Source organism: Pseudomonas sp. KH_021 (assembly GCF_057838865.1).
The window spans coordinates 419,696-438,226 of the sequence record NZ_CM174477.1; the positions used below are offsets into that span (position 1 = coordinate 419,696).

Sequence of the window (18,531 nt, forward strand, 5' to 3'; positions counted from 1 at the left end):
GTCAAGGCTGACCGGGGCGGGGTGTGCGCGCCAGGCAGTAGACATCCACGCGTGCGGCGCCAGCTTCTTGCAGCAGGTGGGCCAGTGCCTGGGCGGTTGCACCGGTGGTCATGACATCATCCACCAGGGCCAGGTGCTGGCCACGCACCGATGTTGTTTCTGCCAACGCAAAGGCATTGCGCAAATTACGTTTGCGCGCCTTGGCGTCCAGCTCCTGCTGGGCCTGGGTGTCTTGCGGGCGCAGCAGCGACCGGTGGTCAACGTCAATGTGCAGGCTGGCGCCAAGCCAGTCGGCGAGCATGGCGGCCTGATTGAAACCACGCTGGCGCAAGCGCTGGCTGGACATCGGTACGGGCAGCAGGTGCTGCGGTCTGGGTAAGTCTTCGCTGAAACGGTGGGCGAGCCAATGCCCCAGCAACTCGGCCATCAAGCGCCCCAGCGGCCAACGACTCTGATGTTTGAAGCGCGTGATCAAGGTGTCGACGGGAAAGCCGTAATGCCAAGGCGCTTCCACTTGAGTGAAGGCAGGCGGGTGTTTGCTGCATTGCCCACAGATCAGTCCGGCCGCGGGCAACGGCAGCGCGCAGACCTGGCAGCGTTCGTCCAGCCAGGGCAACTCGTCCTCGCAGGCGCTGCAGAGCGGGTAGGGGTTATCAGTGGTTTCGTCGCAGAGCAAACAGGTCTGGTTGTTATTTGACCAGATGTAAACCTGCTTTCCTTGTAGTGGTTGACAGTCCATTGCGCTTCCTTAAATATGCCGCTTAATCCGTGTTGCGCTTGTGGGTTTGAAACCCCTGGCGCCAGTCTAAGCATAATCAAGGTATTGCCCATGAGCGCCAGCACCACTGCAACCCTGCGTCACGACTGGACCCTGGCCGAGGTCAAGGCACTGTTCGTCCAGCCCTTCAACGACTTGCTGTTCCAGGCGCAGAGCGTGCACCGCGCGCACTTCGATCCAAATCGGGTTCAGGTTTCCACCTTGCTGTCGATCAAGACCGGCGCTTGCCCTGAAGATTGCAAATATTGTCCGCAGTCCGGTCACTACAACACCGGGCTTGAAAAAGAAAAGCTGATGGAAGTACAGAAGGTCCTGGAAGAGGCCGCTCGTGCCAAGGCCATCGGCTCGACTCGCTTCTGCATGGGCGCGGCCTGGAAACACCCTTCGGCCAAAGACATGCCTTACGTGCTGCAGATGGTCAAGGGCGTCAAGGCCATGGGCCTGGAAACCTGCATGACCCTGGGCCGGCTGGATCAGGATCAGACCGCCGCGCTGGCCGACGCAGGCCTGGACTACTACAACCACAACCTGGACACCTCGCCGGAGTTCTACGGTTCGATCATCACCACCCGGACCTACGGCGAGCGCTTGCAGACCCTGGCTTACGTGCGTGATGCGGGCATGAAGATCTGCTCTGGCGGCATCCTCGGCATGGGCGAGTCGCTGGACGATCGGGCCGGCCTGTTGATCCAGTTGGCCAACCTGCCAGAACACCCTGAATCGGTACCGATCAATATGTTGGTGAAGGTGGCCGGTACCCCGCTGGAAAATGCCGAAGAGGTCGACCCATTCGACTTTATCCGCATGCTCGCCGTGGCGCGCATCCTGATGCCGCAATCGCATGTTCGCCTCTCGGCTGGCCGTGAAGCCATGAACGAGCAGATGCAGGCCCTGGCATTCATGGCCGGTGCCAACTCAATTTTCTACGGCGAAAAACTGCTGACCACCGCTAACCCGCAAGCGGACAAGGACATGCAACTGTTTGCGCGCCTGGGTATCCAGCCAGAAGCTCGCGAAGAACACGCCGATGAAGTACACCAGGCTGCCATCGAGCAAGCGCTGGTCGAGCAGAAGAGCAGCGAGTTGTTCTACGACGCAGCCTCTGCCTGAAACACCGGGGCCCGTTGCGGCCCCGGCGACTGATGACCTGAACGCGAGGCACGCATGTCCTTCGATCTTGGAACGCGACTGGATGCACGTCGTGCCGCCGCGCTGTATCGCCAGCGCCCTTTGCTTGAAAGCCCACAAGGCCCCGAAGTGGTGGTCGATGGCCAGCCGCTATTGGCGTTCTGCAATAACGACTACCTGGGGCTGGCGAATCATCCCGATGTGATTGCTGCCTGGCGTGCCGGGGCCGAGCGTTGGGGCGTGGGCGGCGGCGCCTCTCATCTGGTGATCGGCCACAGCGGTCCTCATCATGCGCTTGAAGAAGCCTTGGCCGACCTGACCGGTCGCCCCCGCGCATTGCTGTTCTCCACCGGCTACATGGCCAACCTGGGCGCGGTCACAGCGCTGGTAGGCCAGGGCGATACGGTGCTGGAAGACCGTCTCAATCACGCCTCGTTGCTCGATGCCGGCTTGCTCAGCGGCGCACGCTTCAACCGCTACTTGCACAACGATGCGCAAAGTCTGGCAAGCCGCCTGGAAAAGGCGACTGGCAATACGCTGGTCGTCACCGATGGCGTGTTCAGCATGGACGGCGACCTGGCCGACTTGCCATCCCTCGCCCGCGTGGCGCGGGCGAAGGGCGCCTGGTTGATGGTCGATGACGCCCACGGCTTCGGTGCACTGGGTGCCCAGGGTGGGGGTATCGTCGAGCACTTTGGGTTGAGCCAGGAGGACGTGCCGGTATTGGTTGGCACCCTGGGCAAGGCCTTTGGCACCGCTGGCGCTTTTGTGGCTGGTAGCGAGGAGATGGTCGAGTGTTTGATCCAGTTCGCTCGGCCCTATATCTACACCACCAGCCAGCCACCGGCGCTGGCTTGCGCCACGCTCAAAAGCCTTGAGCTGTTGCGTACTGAACATTGGCGCCGTGAGCACCTGGCCGCATTGATCCGCCAGTTCCGCCAAGGCGCGCAGTCCATTGGCCTTGAGCTGATGGACAGCTTCACCCCCATTCAACCGATTTTGATCGGCGACAGCGCGCGGGCCTTGCAGCTCTCGCAGATGTTGCGCGAGCGCGGCCTGCTGGTCACCGCCATTCGCCCGCCGACGGTTCCGGCCGGCAGTGCGCGCCTGCGGGTCACCCTCAGTGCTGCCCACAGCGAAGCCCAGGTGCAGCTATTGTTGAATGCACTGGCCGATTGCTACCCGCTACTGGAGCCGAACCATGCGTGACCGACTGGTGTTGCTGCCAGGCTGGGGCCTGGGTGTCTCGCCGCTGGAGCCTCTGGCGGCGGCCTTGCGGGGGCTCGATGAGCACCTGCGGGTAGAAATCGAACCCTTGCCCGAGCTTGAAAGTACGCAACCCCAGGACTGGCTCGACGAGCTGGACGCCACCTTGCCCGACAATGTCTGGCTGGGGGGCTGGTCGCTTGGCGGCATGCTGGCCTCGCAACTGGCGGCGCGGCGCGGCGAGCGCTGCTGCGGGCTGGTGACGCTGGCCAGCAACCCCTGCTTTGTCGCGCGAGCGGACTGGCCGACGGCAATGCCCGAGGCGACCTTCACGGCGTTTCTGGAAAGCTGCCGGGCAAATCCACAGGTAACCCTCAAGCGCTTTGCCGTGCTCTGCGCCCAGGGCGCCGCGGATGTGCGCGGCTTGACCCGGCTGCTGGCCACGGCAGCGCCGCAAGCGCCGGCAGCAGGCTTGGTGCATGGGTTGGAACTGCTGGCGACACTGGACACCCGGGGGGCTTTACAGGCGTTCAGTGGCCCGCAATTTCACCTGTTTGCCGGCCTCGACGAACTGGTTCCAGGAGAAGCCGCAGGCGAGCTGTACACCTTGCTGCCCGATGTTGAAGTGGGCCTGATTGAACAGGCTTCTCACGCATTCATTCTGGAGGACCCCCATGGATTGGCCGCGGCCATCCAGGCCTTCTTGCACGAGTCCGGCGATGACTAATCTCTCTCACCCGGCACTGCCGGGCAACCTGCCTGACAAGCGTCAGGTCGCGGCTTCCTTTTCCCGTGCTGCTGCCAGCTATGACAGCGTGGCCGAACTGCAACGTGCGGTCGGCACCCATTTGCTGGGCTGTTTGCCTGACTCACTGGCCCCACGGCGCTGGCTCGACCTGGGCAGCGGAACGGGTTACTTCAGCCGAGCCCTGGCCGAGCGTTATGCCTCGGCGCAAGGCGTGGCGCTGGACATCGCCGAAGGCATGCTCCGCCATGCGCGACCTCAGGGCGGTGCCAGTGGCTATGTGGCTGGCGATGCCGAGCGTTTGCCATTGCAGGCTGATTGCTGCGATCTGATTTTTTCCAGCCTGGCCGTGCAATGGTGCGCCGACTTCGCCTCGGTGCTGCGTGAAGCTCGGCGCACGCTGGCGCCGGGTGGCGTGATGGCTTTCGCCAGCCTGTGCGTCGGCACCCTTCAGGAGTTGCGTGAAAGCTGGCAGGCGGTCGATGGCATGGTGCACGTCAATCGCTTTCGTACCCTTGAGGACTATCAGCGCCTGTGTGCGCAAAGTGGTCTTGAAGTCGTGACACTGCACACTCGTCCCCACGTGTTGTACTACCCTGACGTGCGTGGGTTGACCCATGAGCTCAAGGCGCTGGGCGCACATAACCTCAACCCGGGACGACCGGGTGGCTTGACCGGCAGAGCGCGTATGATGGGGTTTATCCAGGCATACGAGCGATTCCGGCAACCCGAGGGTCTGCCCGCGACTTACCAAGTGGTCTATGCCGTGTTGCAGAAAAAAGGGGAGTGAAATGAGCCAGGCCTACTTCATCGCAGGGACCGATACCGATGTCGGCAAGACCACCATTGCGGCGGGTCTGCTGCAAGCGGCGCGCTTGAATGGGCTCAGTACCCTGGCAGCCAAGCCGGTGGCTTCTGGTTGCGAGGCCACCCCCAAGGGGTTGCGCAATGCCGATGCGCTGGCGTTGATGGCTGAAAGTTCGGTGGTGCTTCCTTACGAGCAGGTCAACCCGTTTGCCTTTGAACCCGCGATTGCACCCCATTTGGCGGCTCGCGAGGCGGGTGTGACATTGAGTGTGGATGGTTTGCTGGCGCCGATGCGCGATGTATTGGATCGAGGTGCTGACTTTACCTTGATCGAAGGGGCTGGCGGCTGGCGGGTCCCCTTGTCGGGCGAAGCTAACCTGTCGGACCTGGCCATTGCCCTGGAGTTGCCTGTGATTCTGGTGGTGGGCGTGCGCCTGGGTTGCATCAGCCACGCGCTGTTGACCGCCGAAGCGATTGCCCGTGACGGTTTGCAGTTGGCCGGTTGGGTGGCCAACATCATTGATAGCCGCACCGCGCGGCTTGAAGAGAACCTCGCCACCTTGGCCGAGCGTTTGCCAGCGCCTTGCCTGGGCCGGGTGCCGAAACTCAAGGTAGTGTCTGCGGCAGCGGTGGCCGAGCACCTGCAGTTGGATTTGCTGGATTAAGCCACGATCCATGTTTACCGGAATGCCGGACCACGGAATGCCGGACCACCGCGATGAACACGCCGCGTGCCTGATGATTGCATGCGCCACGGTCTAATGTAGGAGCAGAGTTTACTCGCGATGGCGTCCCCACGGCCTTCCTGAGAATTGCAGCGATGCCATCGCGAGCAAGCTCTGCTCCTACACCCCCTGCTCGACTACGCTTTTTCTCTATTAGAGCCTCCATGACTGGAGGCTCTGCGACGCTGTGGCCGATACCTTTCGCGGACAAGCCTGCGATCAGTGGCCTTGACATCGCATTGGCGTAAACGTATGTTTCAAACAACTGTTTGATCGGGTCCGAGGACGGAGCCGATCGGTTTGTGGTCATCCCATCCAGGATTCATCAGCAGAGGTTTATCGCTATGCCTGATTACAAGGCCCCCTTGCGTGATATTCGCTTCGTTCGTGACGAACTGCTCGGCTACGAAGCGCACTATCAGAGCCTGCCCGCATGCCAGGACGCTACGCCGGACACGGTCAACGCCATCCTTGAGGAAGGCGCCAAGTTTTGTGAGCAGGTACTGGCCCCGCTGAACCGCGTCGGTGACCTGGAAGGCTGCACCTGGAGCGAGTCGGGCGTTAAGACTCCCGCCGGCTTCAAAGAGGCTTACCAGCAATTTGTCGAAGGCGGCTGGCCTAGCCTTGCCCACGACGTTGATCACGGCGGCCAGGGCTTGCCCGAGTCACTGGGCTTGGCGATCAGCGAAATGGTCGGCGAGTCGAACTGGTCCTGGGGCATGTACCCTGGCCTGTCCCACGGGGCGATGAACACCATCTCCGAGCACGGCACCCCCGAACAGCAAGAGGCCTACCTGACCAAGTTGGTGTCTGGCGAGTGGACCGGCACCATGTGCCTGACCGAACCACACTGCGGTACCGACCTGGGCATGCTGCGCACCAAGGCCGAACCCCAGGCCGACGGCAGCTACAAAGTCACCGGCACCAAGATCTTCATTTCGGCCGGTGAACACGACATGGCCGACAACATCGTCCACATCGTGTTGGCCCGCCTGCCCGATGCACCGGCTGGCACCAAAGGTATTTCCCTGTTTATCGTGCCCAAGTTCTTGCCGAACGCTGAAGGCGGTGTCGGTGAGCGCAATGCGGTCAGCTGTGGCTCCCTCGAGCACAAGATGGGCATCCACGGTAACGCCACCTGCGTGATGAACTTTGACGCAGCCACCGGTTACCTGATCGGCCCGGCGAACAAAGGCTTGAACTGCATGTTCACCTTTATGAACACCGCTCGCCTGGGCACTGCACTGCAAGGCCTGGCACACGCCGAAGTGGCCTTCCAGGGCGGCCTGAAATACGCTCGCGATCGCCTGCAAATGCGTTCGTTGACCGGCCCCAAGGCACCCGACAAAGCGGCTGACCCGATCATCGTCCACCCGGATGTGCGTCGCATGTTGCTGACCATGAAGGCGTTCGCTGAAGGCAACCGCGCCATGGTTTACTTCACTGCCAAACAGGTCGACATCGTCAAGTATGGCCAGGACGAAGAGCAGAAGAAGCAAGCGGATGCCCTGCTGGCATTCATGACACCGATTGCCAAGGCATTCATGACCGAAGTCGGTTTTGAATCGGCCAACCACGGCGTGCAGATTTATGGCGGTCATGGCTTTATCGCTGAGTGGGGCATGGAGCAAAACGTTCGCGACAGCCGTATTTCCATGCTGTACGAAGGCACCACCGGCATTCAGGCACTGGATCTGCTCGGTCGTAAAGTGCTGATGACCCAGGGCGAAGCGCTCAAGGGCTTCACCAAGATCGTGCATAAGTTCTGCCAGGCCAACGAAGGTGTCGAGGCGGTCCAAGAGTTCGTCCAGCCGCTGGCGCAACTGAACAAGGAGTGGGGCGAGCTGACCCTGAAAGTGGGCATGGCCGCCATGAAGGATCGTGAGGAAGTCGGTGCCGCTTCGGTGGACTACCTGATGTATTCCGGTTACGCCTGCCTGGCTTACTTCTGGGCCGACATGGCGCGCCTGGCCGCGCAGAAGCTTGCCGAAGGCACCCCTGAAGAGGCGTTCTATACCGCTAAGCTGCAGACCGCGCGCTTCTACTTCCAGCGCATCTTGCCGCGCACCCGAGCGCACGTTGCCACCATGCTGTCCGGCGCCAATAACCTGATGGACATGAAGGAAGAAGACTTCGGTCTGGGCTACTGATCACCTGCTCCGGAACCGCCTACCCTTGAAGGGGGCAGGCGGTTTTTTTTCGGGTGCGTGAAGCGCGTGACCTAATTAGTCTACTTGGTCACTAGATGACCCTATGTATCTATTTGGTTGTTTGGATAGACTCGAATTTTACTCTGATAGGTCCTGCGGGACCCTTTGCTGATGTGGAGAGGTTGCCATGGCTGACTACAAAGCGCCGCTGCGCGATATGCGCTTCGTTCTCAATGAAGTGTTCGAGGTTTCTGGCCTGTGGGCACAGATGCCGGCGCTGGCCGAGAGTGTTGACGCCGAAACTGTTGAGGCGATTCTGGAGGAGGCCGGCAAGGTCACTGGCAAAAGCGTTGCTCCCCTGAGCCGCAGTGGGGATGAAGAAGGCTGCCATTGGAGCGCTGGCGTTGTGACCACTCCGGCCGGTTTTCGTGAGGCCTACCGGACTTACGCCCAAGGGGGCTGGGTAGGCGTGGGTGGCGACCCGCTGCACGGGGGCATGGGGATGCCCAAGGTGGTGTCGGCCCAGGTCGAGGAAATGGTCAACTCATCGAGCTTGGCATTCGGCTTATACCCGATGTTGACCGCCGGGGCGTGCCTGTCGATCAACGCCCACGCCAGTGAAGCCCTCAAGCAAACTTACCTGCCAAACATGTATGCCGGCGTCTGGGCCGGTTCCATGTGCCTGACAGAGCCCCATGCGGGCACCGACCTGGGCCTCATCCGCACCAAGGCCGAGCCGCAAGCCGACGGCAGCTACAAGGTCAGCGGTACAAAAATCTTTATTACTGGCGGCGAGCACGACCTGACCGAAAACATCATTCACCTGGTACTTGCCAAGCTGCCCGATGCGCCGTCCGGGCCCAAGGGTATCTCGCTGTTTTTGGTTCCCAAGGTTTTGGTCAACGCCGATGGCAGCCTGGGTGAGCGTAACCCGGTCCATTGCGGTTCGATCGAGCACAAGATGGGTATTCAGGCCTCTGCCACCTGTGTAATGAACTTCGATGAAGCGGTTGGCTATATCGTCGGCGAACCGAACAAAGGCCTGGCAGCCATGTTCACCATGATGAACTACGAGCGCCTGGGGGTGGGTATTCAAGGCTTGGCTTCGGCTGAGCGCTCTTACCAAAATGCCATCGAATACGCGCGTGATCGCCTGCAAAGTCGCTCACCCACAGGCTCCCAGGCCAAGGATAAGATTGCTGACCCGATCATCGTTCACCCTGACGTGCGCCGCATGTTGCTGACGATGAAGGCCTGCAACGAAGGCAGTCGGGCGTTCTCGACCTATGTGGCGATACAGCTGGATACCGCCAAGTTCAGTGAAGACCCTGTAATCCGCAAGCGTGGTGAAGACCTGGTAGCGTTACTCACCCCGATTGCCAAGGCCTTCCTGACCGATGTGGGCCTGGAAACCACGGTCCATGGCCAGCAGATCTTCGGTGGCCATGGATATATTCGCGAGTGGGGCCAGGAGCAACTGGTGCGCGATGTACGCATCACGCAGATCTACGAAGGCACCAACGGTATCCAGGCGCTGGACTTGATGGGGCGTAAGGTGGTGGGCACCGGTGGTTCGTTGTACAAGCTGTTTGCCGACGAGGTCCGCCATTTCACCGCCACGGCTGATGCGTCATTGGGCGAATTCGTCAAACCGCTGAACGCAGCGGTGGATAACCTTGATGACCTGACGTCCTGGGTGTTGGACCGAGCCAAGGGCAACCCCAATGAAATCGGTGCAGCGTCGGTCGAGTACCTGCATGTGTTTGGCTACACCGCCTATGCCTATATGTGGGCGCTGATGGCCAAGGCCGCCCTGGGTAAAGAAGCAGAAGACGATTTCTACGCCAGTAAACTGGGCACGGCTCGCTTTTACTTCGCCCGTCTGTTGCCGCGTATTCACTCTTTGACCGCTTCGGTGAAGGCAGGCAGTGAATCTTTGTTCCTACTGGACGCCGATCAGTTCTGAAGACTACGTCGTGTAAGTGAATGCTTACACGACGTGCTGCTGTTTGGCGTCTTCCGTAAAATTGGATCCACAGTTAATCTAGCTTCCATGGACGTAGCGCTGGAAGCGCAAGAGATAGAACACGGACACGTAGGATTCCTGCCAGGATGGCGGGCGAAATGGATGTCAGGGAAACAGTCTGCAAAGCCCCGCTTCGGCGGGGTTTTCTTTTTTCCGGGTTTTATTGCCCGAACCTCTTCTTGCTGCATTTTTTTTGCCGGCGAGGAACGCTCCCTTGAAGCTAAAGTCTTTAGATAGTCACCTAAAGAGGAAGCGCTTCATGGATCTGATTCGAATTATCATCGCCATCCTCCTGCCACCCCTGGGCGTTTTTCTGCAAGTGGGATTCGCCGGGGCGTTCTGGCTGAACATTCTGCTGACTTTGCTGGGCTACATCCCCGGTATCGTCCATGCGGTGTACATCATCGCCAAGCGGTAGGACTACAGGGTTCGGCGCTCCGACTTGCTGGCGACGCGGTCTGGCTGAAACACCGCGGTGCATTCATCGCAAGTAAACTTGGCTCCTAGCCCGGTCGGCGGTGCACACGCTGGGTAGGAGCAGAGCTTGCTCGCGATGATATCGCCGCGGTCTATCTGGAATAGGCGGTGAGGCCATCGCAAGCAAGCTTTGCTCCTACCCTACCTGTCTGAGTTCAGTACCTTTCGGTAAAACTGCCATTCCTGTTCCAGTGCATGAGCAAGATTGGCAGCGGTGCGAAAGCCATGGCGTTCAGTGGGGTAGAAATGCCCCTCGGCCGGGATACCGTTTTCCTGCAGGGCCTTGAGCATCGAGCGGGTTTGCTCCGGCACTACCACGGCGTCCAGTTCACCCTGGAAGAAAATCACCGGCACCTTGATGTCGGCTGCGTGCAGCAAGGGTGTGCGGGCGCGGTAGCGATCAGCGTCGAGCGTAGGGTCACCGATCAGCCAGTCCATGTAATCGCCTTCGAACTTGTGGGTAGTGCGAGTGAGTGCCAGAGGGTCGCTGACCCCAAACAGGCTGGCACCGCCTCGAAATACGTCGCGCAAGGCCAGGGCGCACAAGGTGGTGTAGCCACCGGCGCTGCCACCGCGAATAAAGGCCTGGTTCGGGTCAATCAAGCCGCGCTCGGCCAGGTGCGCCACGACGGCGCAGGCGTCATCCACATCCACCTCTCCCCAGCGTAAATACAAGGCCTGGCGATAGGCGCGACCATAACAGGTGCTACCCCGATAGTTGAGGTCGGCCACTGCGAAGCCGCGTTGAGTCCAGTACTGGATACGGGGGTCTAGCACCGGGTAGCAGGCAGAGGTGGGTCCGCCATGGATAAACACCACCAGCGGCGGTCGTTCCTGGTCGTCCATGGCCGGGTAGAAAAAGCCATGGGCCAGGCCGCCGCCGCTGGCGTAGCACAATGGCTGGGGACGGCTGATACGTTCACTGGGCAAGGGCATGATGCCACCGGCCAGAATCTCGACCTTGCCGCTCTGGCGGTCAATGGCGATGACTGCGGGGGTGCGGATCGGTGACGCTGCAATGGCATAGATGTGCTGTTGATCCAGGTCCAGGCTGCGAAACCGATTGAAGTCCTCTGCCAGCGCCTCAACCCTGCTGTCGGCGTGGTGCAGGCCAAGCCGGCTGAAACCCTCTTCGAACCAGCTCGCCAAATAGGTATCACCCTCGACGGGTAGCCAGGTGCTGGCGCCCAATTGCCAAGGAGCGCCAGCATGATCGGCATCGACGGCGGGCAAGGCCGCCCAACCGTTGGCAACTTCGCCCCACGGCTGCCAAAACCCATTGCGGTCCGACAGGGCATATAGACGGTGCTGCGAATCGAAGCGTGGTTGTTGCAAGGACTCTGCCTGTTCTCCATCGCCCGCGATGCAGTGGGGGGCTTCCCACCCCTTTGCGCCTCGCTCGGCGCACATCAGGCGGGTGCGGGTCCAGGGTTGCTCAGGCCGGCTCCATTCGATCCAGGCCAAACGCTGGCCGTTGTCGCTCAGGGTGGGCGATGCATAGAAGTCTGCACCTTCGGCCAGGACCTGGCGCTTGCCGTCGTTCAGGGCAATCTGGATCAGCCGGTGTTCAACGCCTTGCGCCGTGTGGGTTTCTTCAACCGCCAAGACCTGCTCACCTGAGCAATACAGGTCGCCATGGCGTTGTGTGCCCTGGGTCAGGGCGACAGGTGCGGTGCCATCGAGTGTTTGTGTGTAGAGCTGCTGATCGGACTCATTGGCAAAAACCAGCCCATGTTCGCTCAGGCAAAACGAGCCGCCACCGTATTCATAGACACGGCTGCGGGCGCTGAAACCCTCAGGGGTCAGGCATTGGGCTTGTCCATGACGCCACCACCAGATCCGGCACGCAGCGTCCTGGGGGCGAAACTCATTCCAGAACAGGCCTTGGGCACCGACCTTGAGCTCGGCAAAGTCAGTGCCGGCGGCGACGGCCTGCTCGGCGGTAAAGCGTTCAAGATTTGGCGATGAGTCGCGAATTACGTTCATTTCGAAAGGCCAGTTGTTCGATGGTCCGGGTCGCGGTTTCGGCATCCTCCCGCGCTTGCAGGATAACCCCGTGGTCCGCGGACTTGCTGCAAACAGGGTCTGCGTTGCTGGCATCCCCGGTGAGCATGAAGGCCTGGCAGCGGCAGCCGCCGAAATCCTTTTCTTTCTCGTCGCAGGAGCGGCACGGCTCTGGCATCCAATCATAGCCACGGAAGCGATTGAAACCGAAAGAGTCATACCAGATGTGTTGCATGCTGTGGTCGCGAACGTTGGGAAACGCGACCGGCATCTGTCGGGCACCGTGGCAGGGCAGTGCAGTGCCGTCTGGAGTCACGGTCAGGAAGATGCTGCCCCAGCCGTTCATGCAGGCCTTGGGGCGTTCTTCGTAGTAGTCCGGCGTCACAAAGATCAGCTTGCAAGGGGTTCCCGCCGCCTGGAGTTTTTCCCGGTATTCGTTGGTGATGCGTTCGGCGCGTACCAGTTGTTCGCGGGTCGGCAGCAGGCCGACGCGGTTCAAGTGTGCCCAACCGTAGAACTGGCAGGTGGCGAGCTCGACAAAGTCGGCTTCCAAGGCCACGCACAACTCGATGATGCGGTCGATCTTGTCGATGTTGTGCCGGTGGGTCACGAAGTTCAGCACCATGGGATAACCATGGGCCTTGACCGCCTTGGCCATGGCCAGCTTTTGCGCAAAAGCCTTTTTCGAGCCAGCGAGCAGGTTGTTGACCTGCTCGTCACTGGCCTGGAAGCTGATCTGGATATGGTCCAGGCCCGCGTCCTTGAAGTCGCTGATCTTCTGTTCGGTCAGGCCGATACCGGAGGTAATCAGGTTGGTGTAAAACCCAAGCCTGCGCCCTTCGCGAATCAACTCAGCGAGGTCCTGGCGCACCAGTGGCTCGCCACCGGAAAAGCCCAACTGCGCAGCCCCCATCTCCCGCGCTTCGCGCATCACCTTGAACCATTGCTCGGTACTCAGCTCCTTGCCTTGTTCGGCAAAGTCGAGTGGATTCGAGCAATAGGGACATTGCAGCGGGCAGCGGTAGGTCAGCTCGGCCAGCAGCCACAGCGGCAGGCCGACCTCGGGCTTGGCGGGCAGCTCAGGCAAGTTCGATCCAGTGTTCGGCACGGGCGACCTCCATGAACTGCTCGATGTCATCGCCCAGCTCCGGTACACCGGGGAACTGGCGGTCCAGTTCGCTGATGATTGCCGCAACGGTGCGTTGGCCATCGATGAGCCCGCCGATGGCGGCGGCGCTCTCGTTGAGTTTGATCATGCCCTCGGGGTAGAGCAGCACGTGGCCTTTTTGCGCCGGTTCGTACTGGTAGCGGTAGCCCTGGCGCCATTTCGGTGTCAGTTGTCGATCGAAGCTCATAGGGCAATCCCCTTGTGCCAGACCCGCTCGTCGGTGACGCTGTGATAGGGCGGGCGGTTCAATTCGTAGGCCATGCTCATGGCATCGAGCATGCTCCACAGTATGTCCAATTTGAACTGGAGAATTTCCAGCATGCGCTGCTGGCTCGCAGCGGAGGTGTAGTGCTGCAGCGTGATAGTCAGGCCGTGTTCAACATCGCGGCGTGCCTGACCGAGCCGAGTACGGAAATACTCGTAGCCTGCCGGGTCGATCCAGGGATAGTGCTGCGGCCAGCTGTCGAGTCGCGACTGGTGGATTTGCGGGGCGAACAATTCGGTCAACGAGCTGCTGGCCGCTTCCTGCCAACTGGCGCGGCGGGCGAAATTGACATAGGCATCGACGGCAAAGCGCACGCCGGGCAGCACCAGTTCTTGGGAGCGCAGTTGGTCCGGGTCAAGGCCCACGGCCTGGCCGAGTCGCAACCAGGCCTCGATACCGCCCTCCTCGCCGGGGGCGCCATCGTGGTCAAGCAGGCGCTGAATCCACTCGCGGCGGACTTCCCGATCAGGGCAATTGGCCAGGATCGCGGCGTCCTTGAGCGGGATATTCACCTGATAGTAAAAACGGTTGGCGACCCAGCCCTGGATCTGCTCACGGGTGGCACGGCCTTCATACATCGCCACATGGTAGGGGTGATGGATGTGGTAATAGGCGCCCTTGGCGCGCAAGGCCTGCTCGAATTCGGCGGGGGATAGCGGTGTGGCGTCGCTCATGTCAGCTCCTACAACTCGATGCTCATGCCGTCGAAAGCGACTTCGACGCCCCGGAGCTCGACTTCTACGCGTTCAGCGGAGTCTTCATCGAGGATCGGGTTGGTGTTGTTGATGTGAATCAGCACCTTGCGCTGGCGCGGGAACTGCTCCAGTACTTCAAGCATGCCGCCCGGACCGTTTTGCGCCAGGTGGCCCATCTCGCGACCGGTGCGCGTGCCGACGCCACGGCGCTGCATCTCGTCATCGTTCCACAGCGTCCCGTCGACCAGCAGGCAATCGGCTTGATGCATCTTCTCCAGCAGGGCGTCGTCGAACTGGCCCAGGCCCGGGGCGTAGAACAGCTTGCCGCCGGTGCGCAGGTCTTCGACGATCAGGCCCAGGTTGTCGCCAGGGTGTGGGTCGAAGCGGTGCGGAGAGTAGGGCGGTGCGGCGCTGCGCAGTGGGAACGGGGTGAAGCGCAGGTTCGGGCAGGCGTCGATGACGAAGCTGCCTTCGAGCTCGATCCGGTTCCAGATCAAACCACCGTTCCAGTGGCTGAGCATGTTGAACAAGGGAAAGCCGGTGCTCAGGTCCTGATGGACCATGTCAGTGCACCAGACCTGATGCGGGCAACCTTCGCGCAGGCTGAGCAGGCCGGTGGTGTGGTCGATCTGGCTGTCGAGCAGGACAATGGCATTGATGCCAGTGTCGCGCAGGGCCCGTGCAGGCTGCATCGGGGCGAAGCCTTGCAGTTGCGCGCGTATGTCCGGGGATGCATTGCACAGCACCCAATGCACGCCATCATCGGACAGGGCAATGGAGGATTGGGTGCGCGCCTTGGCCCGAAGCGTCCCTTCACGAAAGCCCTTGCAGTTGACGCAGTTGCAGTTCCACTGCGGGAAACCGCCGCCGGCGGCCGAACCTAAAATCTGGATGTACATGGCTGCTCCATCGTGCGGCGCCTGAAAATGAAAACGCCCCGGCTGACCGAGGCGTTGTACGGCAACCGCATTCAGCGGCTGGCGAAGTACATGGTCACTTCAAAGCCGATACGCAAATCAGTGTAAGCAGGTTTGGTCCACATGGGCGTTCTCCTTCAGGATGGGGTTTAGTAGGTCACTACACACTGTAGATGGTTAGTTATGTTACTCAATTTTTCGGGTTGGATATGCCCGATTATCCAAGAAAAAACGTTACAGCAGCGGTAATGATCCGCGTTCAAACCGCCAACTGTCATTGTTGGTCTCACCGTTGGTCAGGCAGGTCACGCCGTACTTAGCGTGTGCCAAGTGGTGCGCTGCAGTGCTCAAGGTATTGGAGTCGATAGCCCGCAATGCGTTCTGCAAGTCTTGCAGACTATCCGACGAGCGCTCGCCCAAATGGGCCTGCCACGCCCATTCGGCGATATCAGCGTCGTCCATCACACGGTTATCGAATGGGTCGCTCAGGGACTGGATCTGATGGTGCAGCTCTGTCTGCGGCAAGGTACTGATCGCTACTGCCTGTTCGTCGAGCAGGTTCTGGATCTGGTCGACGATCTCACTCGCCGTGGCGTTGGGAGACTGGACGCCCAACACAATCCCTTGCTGGCCCTGTAGCTGGCGAAAGGCACTGAACACTGCATAGCCCAACTGCAACTCCACGCGCAGGCGTTGGTAGAACGGGCCTTGAAGCAGGTGTGCCAACAGTCGCCAGACGGCTTCCTGGGCGGCGGGGCAGGGATAGAACAGCAAGACGGCCTGCTCACTGCCAGGCAGTGATAGCTGGCGCCAATGACGTTCAGGGGATAGCGACGGTGAAGGCTGCCGGATGACCTGCGCTTGTCCTGGCGTGTTGGATAGCGCGTGAAAGAGTTCAACGCTCTGGCTTGTGGATAAACCGGTGGCCATGGCTTGCCATTGTGCAGTTATCCACAGGACAGTGCGGTTGCCCGCAGGTGTGCTGGTGATTTTGCAGGTGCTGTGCAGTTGTTCGGGCAGTCGCTGGATCAACTCGCGAAGCGGCATGAGTGGCGGCGCGTTGAGGTCTTCACCATCGTGTTGGCTAAGCGGTTGTCCAAGCAGCGTCAGCGCCTGACGCAACACCTCGGCAATGGGAGTGGCGATACCCCTGCATCTGAGCTGCAACAACGGACCACAAGCACTCAAGTTCAACTCGGCCCCCGCCTGCCGAGCGCGTTGGGCGAGGCCCTGCAATCCCTGATTGAGCCCATTGAAATGGTTGCTGTGCAGCGGTGACGCGAGGCGCCATTGCAGGTACACCGCTGCCCACTCGCCTTTGGCGGGCAAAGCGCTGCTCAGCGTCAAGCCCATAGGGCAGGGCAGGGACGGCAATGCTTGTACGCAGGTTCTGAGCAAAAGATTGGGGACGGGGAGTTGCCAGGGCTTTTCTGGAGCGACACGTTCTACAGGATGATCGAGCATCTGGCGCAGCACACCCGGCAGGGCGTTACTGACGACTTCGCGCTCGTCATAGTGCTCACAATCATGCCGTGCAATCGCCAGCGCGTTGCTGGTAGCCAGTTGGCGTTGACGAAGCAAGGTGTACTCGTCGATCAGCGGTTGCCAGTCAGCGTGCTGGAAAAAAACCAGCCAGTCGTACACAAGGCCCATGGCGGTCGAGTTGGTCTTGAGCGAGGCCGGTTCCAGTTCGATATGCAGCAGGGCCTGGCCGGCAAACTGGTACAGCGGTTTGCAGGTCAACCTCTGCAAGCCCGTTTGCTGGCGCAGTTGCGCGACCAACCCGCCCAGTTGTTCATCGGTGAGCCAAGTGCCAAGGAACTCAATGGCTTGCAGAGCACCCGCGGGCAATCCCTCTAATGCGAACAACAGCCTGCTCTCTTGTAAGCCGCCGAGCAGTGCCGGCGGCTGTTGCTGTTGTACGGGTTCGCCACCGACAAACATTGTTGAGAACTGCCGGGCCAGTGTTTCGAGCGCGTGCAAGGACTGCGGCCCAGCCAGGCTCAAGGTCATTTGCCCGGCTTGGTAGAAGGTGCTGTGAAATTGCTTTAACGCACGTTGAAAGTCGGGGCGAGGCACCGGCAGGCTGTAGCGATTGCCAGCATGAAAGCCGCGCAACGGGTGCACCGCAGAAAGTTGCTGCAATAGGCTGTATTGCTGTTGGGCGGCGGCATCCCGCGACCAGGCGATAAATTCGGCGTGAAGCACTTCACGCTCACCCAACTGCTCGCTCAGCGCCAGCCGTGGGTGGGCCAGCATGTCGCACAGGCGCTCCAGACCACCTGCAAAGGCGGCGACAGGTACTTCGAAAAAGTAATCGGTGGTGCGCTCTCGGGTGCTGGCATTGACCTGCCCGCCGTGCCGCTGCACATAGCGCATCAGCCCATCGGCTGCGGGAAAACGATCGCTGCCCAGGAAGAAAAGGTGCTCGAGGAAATGCGCAAGCCCGGGCCAGCGCCGGTCCACATCATGACTGCCGGCGGCTACCCGCAGGGCGGCCGCACAACGCTTGAGGTGAGGGGCACTGTGCAGGCTGACCCGCAGGCCATTGGCCAGGGTCAGGTACTGGGGCATGACGACTTGAGGGGAGTGGTCCATAGAGCCGTCATGCTAGCGGATAACCTTGTCACAGGCTTCAGCCTTTGCTCAGGTCGCCATACAGTTCCGGGCGTCGATCCTGCAGGTAAGGCGTATGGGCGCGGGTGTGGGTCATCATCTCTCGGTCCAGGGTGACGACCAGCATTTCGCTACTCTCCTGCGCCTGCGCAAGCACACTGCCATCGGGCGCGGCAATGCTGCTTTGCCCGCAATAGTGGATCTCGCCTTCGTTGTCGCAATAGTTGGCGTAGGCCACATAGCACTGGTTTTCATGGGCGCGGGCGCGCACCGTGACCTGGGCCACGAAGTCGTAAGGCTTCATGTTGGCGGTTGGCACCAGGATCAGCTCAGCGCCGGCCAGCGCCAGGCGCCGGGTATTCTCGGGAAACTCCAGGTCGTAGCAGATCAAAAGCCCCAAGCGCCAACCGTTGAGTTCGATAATCGGAAAATCGCCAGCGCCCGCGCTGAACATCTGTCGGTCCAGTTCGCCAAACAGATGGGTCTTGCGATAGTTGCCTTGTGCCTGGCCCTGCGCGTCGATCAATTGCACGCTGTTGTAGATCCGTCCATCAGCACCACGCTCCGGATAGCCATAGACAATGGCGATACCGCAACTGCGAGCAATGTCTGCAACTTGCTGTGCTGATGGGCCATCGTGGGGCTGGGCCAGGCGCGCTACAGCCTCGGTACCGATGTTGTAGCCGCTCAGGAACATTTCTGGGCAGACCAACAGGTTCGCACCGCGTGCACCGGCCTCATGGGCCTGCAACCGCAGGCGTTCAAGGTTGGCGGTTTCCTGCAGCGGTTGTGGAGCACATTGAAACAAGGCGATGCGCATGGGT

17 protein-coding genes are annotated in these 18,531 nt (G+C 60.7%); 8 read left to right on the forward strand and 9 right to left on the reverse strand.

Annotated elements, in window-relative coordinates:
• Window position 1 precedes the first annotated feature (1 nt).
• Window positions 2-739, reverse strand: coding sequence for a ComFC family protein (locus tag AC3IX4_RS01935; protein WP_489259008.1), 738 nt, complete (start codon window positions 737-739; stop codon window positions 2-4).
• 90 nt (window positions 740-829) lie between these two features.
• On the opposite strand from AC3IX4_RS01935, the gene bioB reads away from it, so the two are divergent.
• The 8 genes from bioB to AC3IX4_RS01975 all read left to right on the forward strand — a co-directional run bounded on the left by bioB (window position 830) and on the right by AC3IX4_RS01975 (window position 9,983).
• Window positions 830-1,888 (forward strand): biotin synthase BioB, encoded by a 1,059-nt coding sequence (gene bioB, locus AC3IX4_RS01940; RefSeq protein ID WP_489259009.1) that lies wholly within the window; start codon window positions 830-832, stop codon window positions 1,886-1,888.
• A 54-nt stretch (window positions 1,889-1,942) separates the two neighbouring features.
• The gene (gene bioF / locus AC3IX4_RS01945) at window positions 1,943-3,115 is read left to right on the forward strand and encodes an 8-amino-7-oxononanoate synthase (RefSeq protein WP_489259010.1); all 1,173 of its coding nucleotides are present in this window, start codon (window positions 1,943-1,945) and stop codon (window positions 3,113-3,115) included.
• Entirely contained in the window at window positions 3,108-3,839 is a 732-nt protein-coding gene (locus tag AC3IX4_RS01950; RefSeq protein ID WP_489259011.1) for an alpha/beta fold hydrolase, read from the forward strand. The genes bioF and AC3IX4_RS01950 overlap by 8 nt, the downstream gene beginning before the upstream one ends.
• Window positions 3,832-4,647, forward strand: coding sequence for a malonyl-ACP O-methyltransferase BioC (gene bioC / locus AC3IX4_RS01955; RefSeq protein WP_489259012.1), 816 nt, complete (start codon window positions 3,832-3,834; stop codon window positions 4,645-4,647). The genes AC3IX4_RS01950 and bioC overlap by 8 nt, the downstream gene beginning before the upstream one ends.
• Before the next feature lies 1 nt (window position 4,648).
• Window positions 4,649-5,329 (forward strand): dethiobiotin synthase, encoded by a 681-nt coding sequence (bioD, locus tag AC3IX4_RS01960; RefSeq protein WP_489259013.1) that lies wholly within the window; start codon window positions 4,649-4,651, stop codon window positions 5,327-5,329.
• A gap of 404 nt (window positions 5,330-5,733) precedes the next feature.
• Window positions 5,734-7,539, forward strand: a complete 1,806-nt coding sequence (locus AC3IX4_RS01965) for a phenylacyl-CoA dehydrogenase (RefSeq protein ID WP_489259014.1) — start codon at window positions 5,734-5,736, stop codon at window positions 7,537-7,539.
• Window positions 7,540-7,726: 187 nt separating this feature from the next.
• A complete protein-coding gene (locus tag AC3IX4_RS01970; RefSeq protein ID WP_489259015.1) occupies window positions 7,727-9,505 on the forward strand; it encodes an acyl-CoA dehydrogenase C-terminal domain-containing protein in 1,779 nt (592 codons plus the stop codon).
• Window positions 9,506-9,824: 319 nt separating this feature from the next.
• Window positions 9,825-9,983, forward strand: coding sequence for a YqaE/Pmp3 family membrane protein (locus AC3IX4_RS01975; protein WP_158461417.1), 159 nt, complete (start codon window positions 9,825-9,827; stop codon window positions 9,981-9,983).
• 200 nt (window positions 9,984-10,183) lie between these two features.
• Here AC3IX4_RS01975 and AC3IX4_RS01980 read toward each other — a convergent pair whose 3' ends face one another.
• The 8 genes from AC3IX4_RS01980 to AC3IX4_RS02015 form a co-directional block, all read right to left on the reverse strand.
• Window positions 10,184-12,028 (reverse strand): alpha/beta hydrolase family protein, encoded by a 1,845-nt coding sequence (locus AC3IX4_RS01980; RefSeq protein ID WP_489259016.1) that lies wholly within the window; start codon window positions 12,026-12,028, stop codon window positions 10,184-10,186.
• A complete protein-coding gene (gene pqqE / locus AC3IX4_RS01985) occupies window positions 11,994-13,154 on the reverse strand; it encodes a pyrroloquinoline quinone biosynthesis protein PqqE (RefSeq protein WP_489259017.1) in 1,161 nt (386 codons plus the stop codon). Before pqqE ends, AC3IX4_RS01980 begins: the two co-directional genes overlap by 35 nt.
• Window positions 13,126-13,401 carry a pyrroloquinoline quinone biosynthesis peptide chaperone PqqD gene (gene pqqD, locus AC3IX4_RS01990; protein WP_489259018.1) on the reverse strand — a complete coding sequence of 92 codons (276 nt, stop codon included), beginning with the start codon at window positions 13,399-13,401 and terminating at the stop codon, window positions 13,126-13,128. The genes pqqE and pqqD overlap by 29 nt, the downstream gene beginning before the upstream one ends.
• Entirely contained in the window at window positions 13,398-14,153 is a 756-nt protein-coding gene (pqqC, locus tag AC3IX4_RS01995; protein ID WP_489259019.1) for a pyrroloquinoline-quinone synthase PqqC, read from the reverse strand. The genes pqqD and pqqC overlap by 4 nt, the downstream gene beginning before the upstream one ends.
• Before the next feature lie 8 nt (window positions 14,154-14,161).
• Window positions 14,162-15,073 (reverse strand): pyrroloquinoline quinone biosynthesis protein PqqB, encoded by a 912-nt coding sequence (gene pqqB, locus AC3IX4_RS02000; protein ID WP_489259020.1) that lies wholly within the window; start codon window positions 15,071-15,073, stop codon window positions 14,162-14,164.
• A gap of 71 nt (window positions 15,074-15,144) precedes the next feature.
• Window positions 15,145-15,216: a pyrroloquinoline quinone precursor peptide PqqA gene (gene pqqA, locus AC3IX4_RS02005; protein ID WP_008365141.1), complete on the reverse strand. Its 72-nt coding sequence runs from the start codon at window positions 15,214-15,216 to the stop codon at window positions 15,145-15,147.
• Window positions 15,217-15,325: 109 nt separating this feature from the next.
• Window positions 15,326-17,689, reverse strand: a complete 2,364-nt coding sequence (pqqF, locus tag AC3IX4_RS02010) for a pyrroloquinoline quinone biosynthesis protein PqqF (protein WP_489259021.1) — start codon at window positions 17,687-17,689, stop codon at window positions 15,326-15,328.
• 37 nt (window positions 17,690-17,726) lie between these two features.
• The gene (locus AC3IX4_RS02015) at window positions 17,727-18,527 is read right to left on the reverse strand and encodes a carbon-nitrogen hydrolase family protein (protein ID WP_489259022.1); all 801 of its coding nucleotides are present in this window, start codon (window positions 18,525-18,527) and stop codon (window positions 17,727-17,729) included.
• Window positions 18,528-18,531 lie beyond the last annotated feature (4 nt).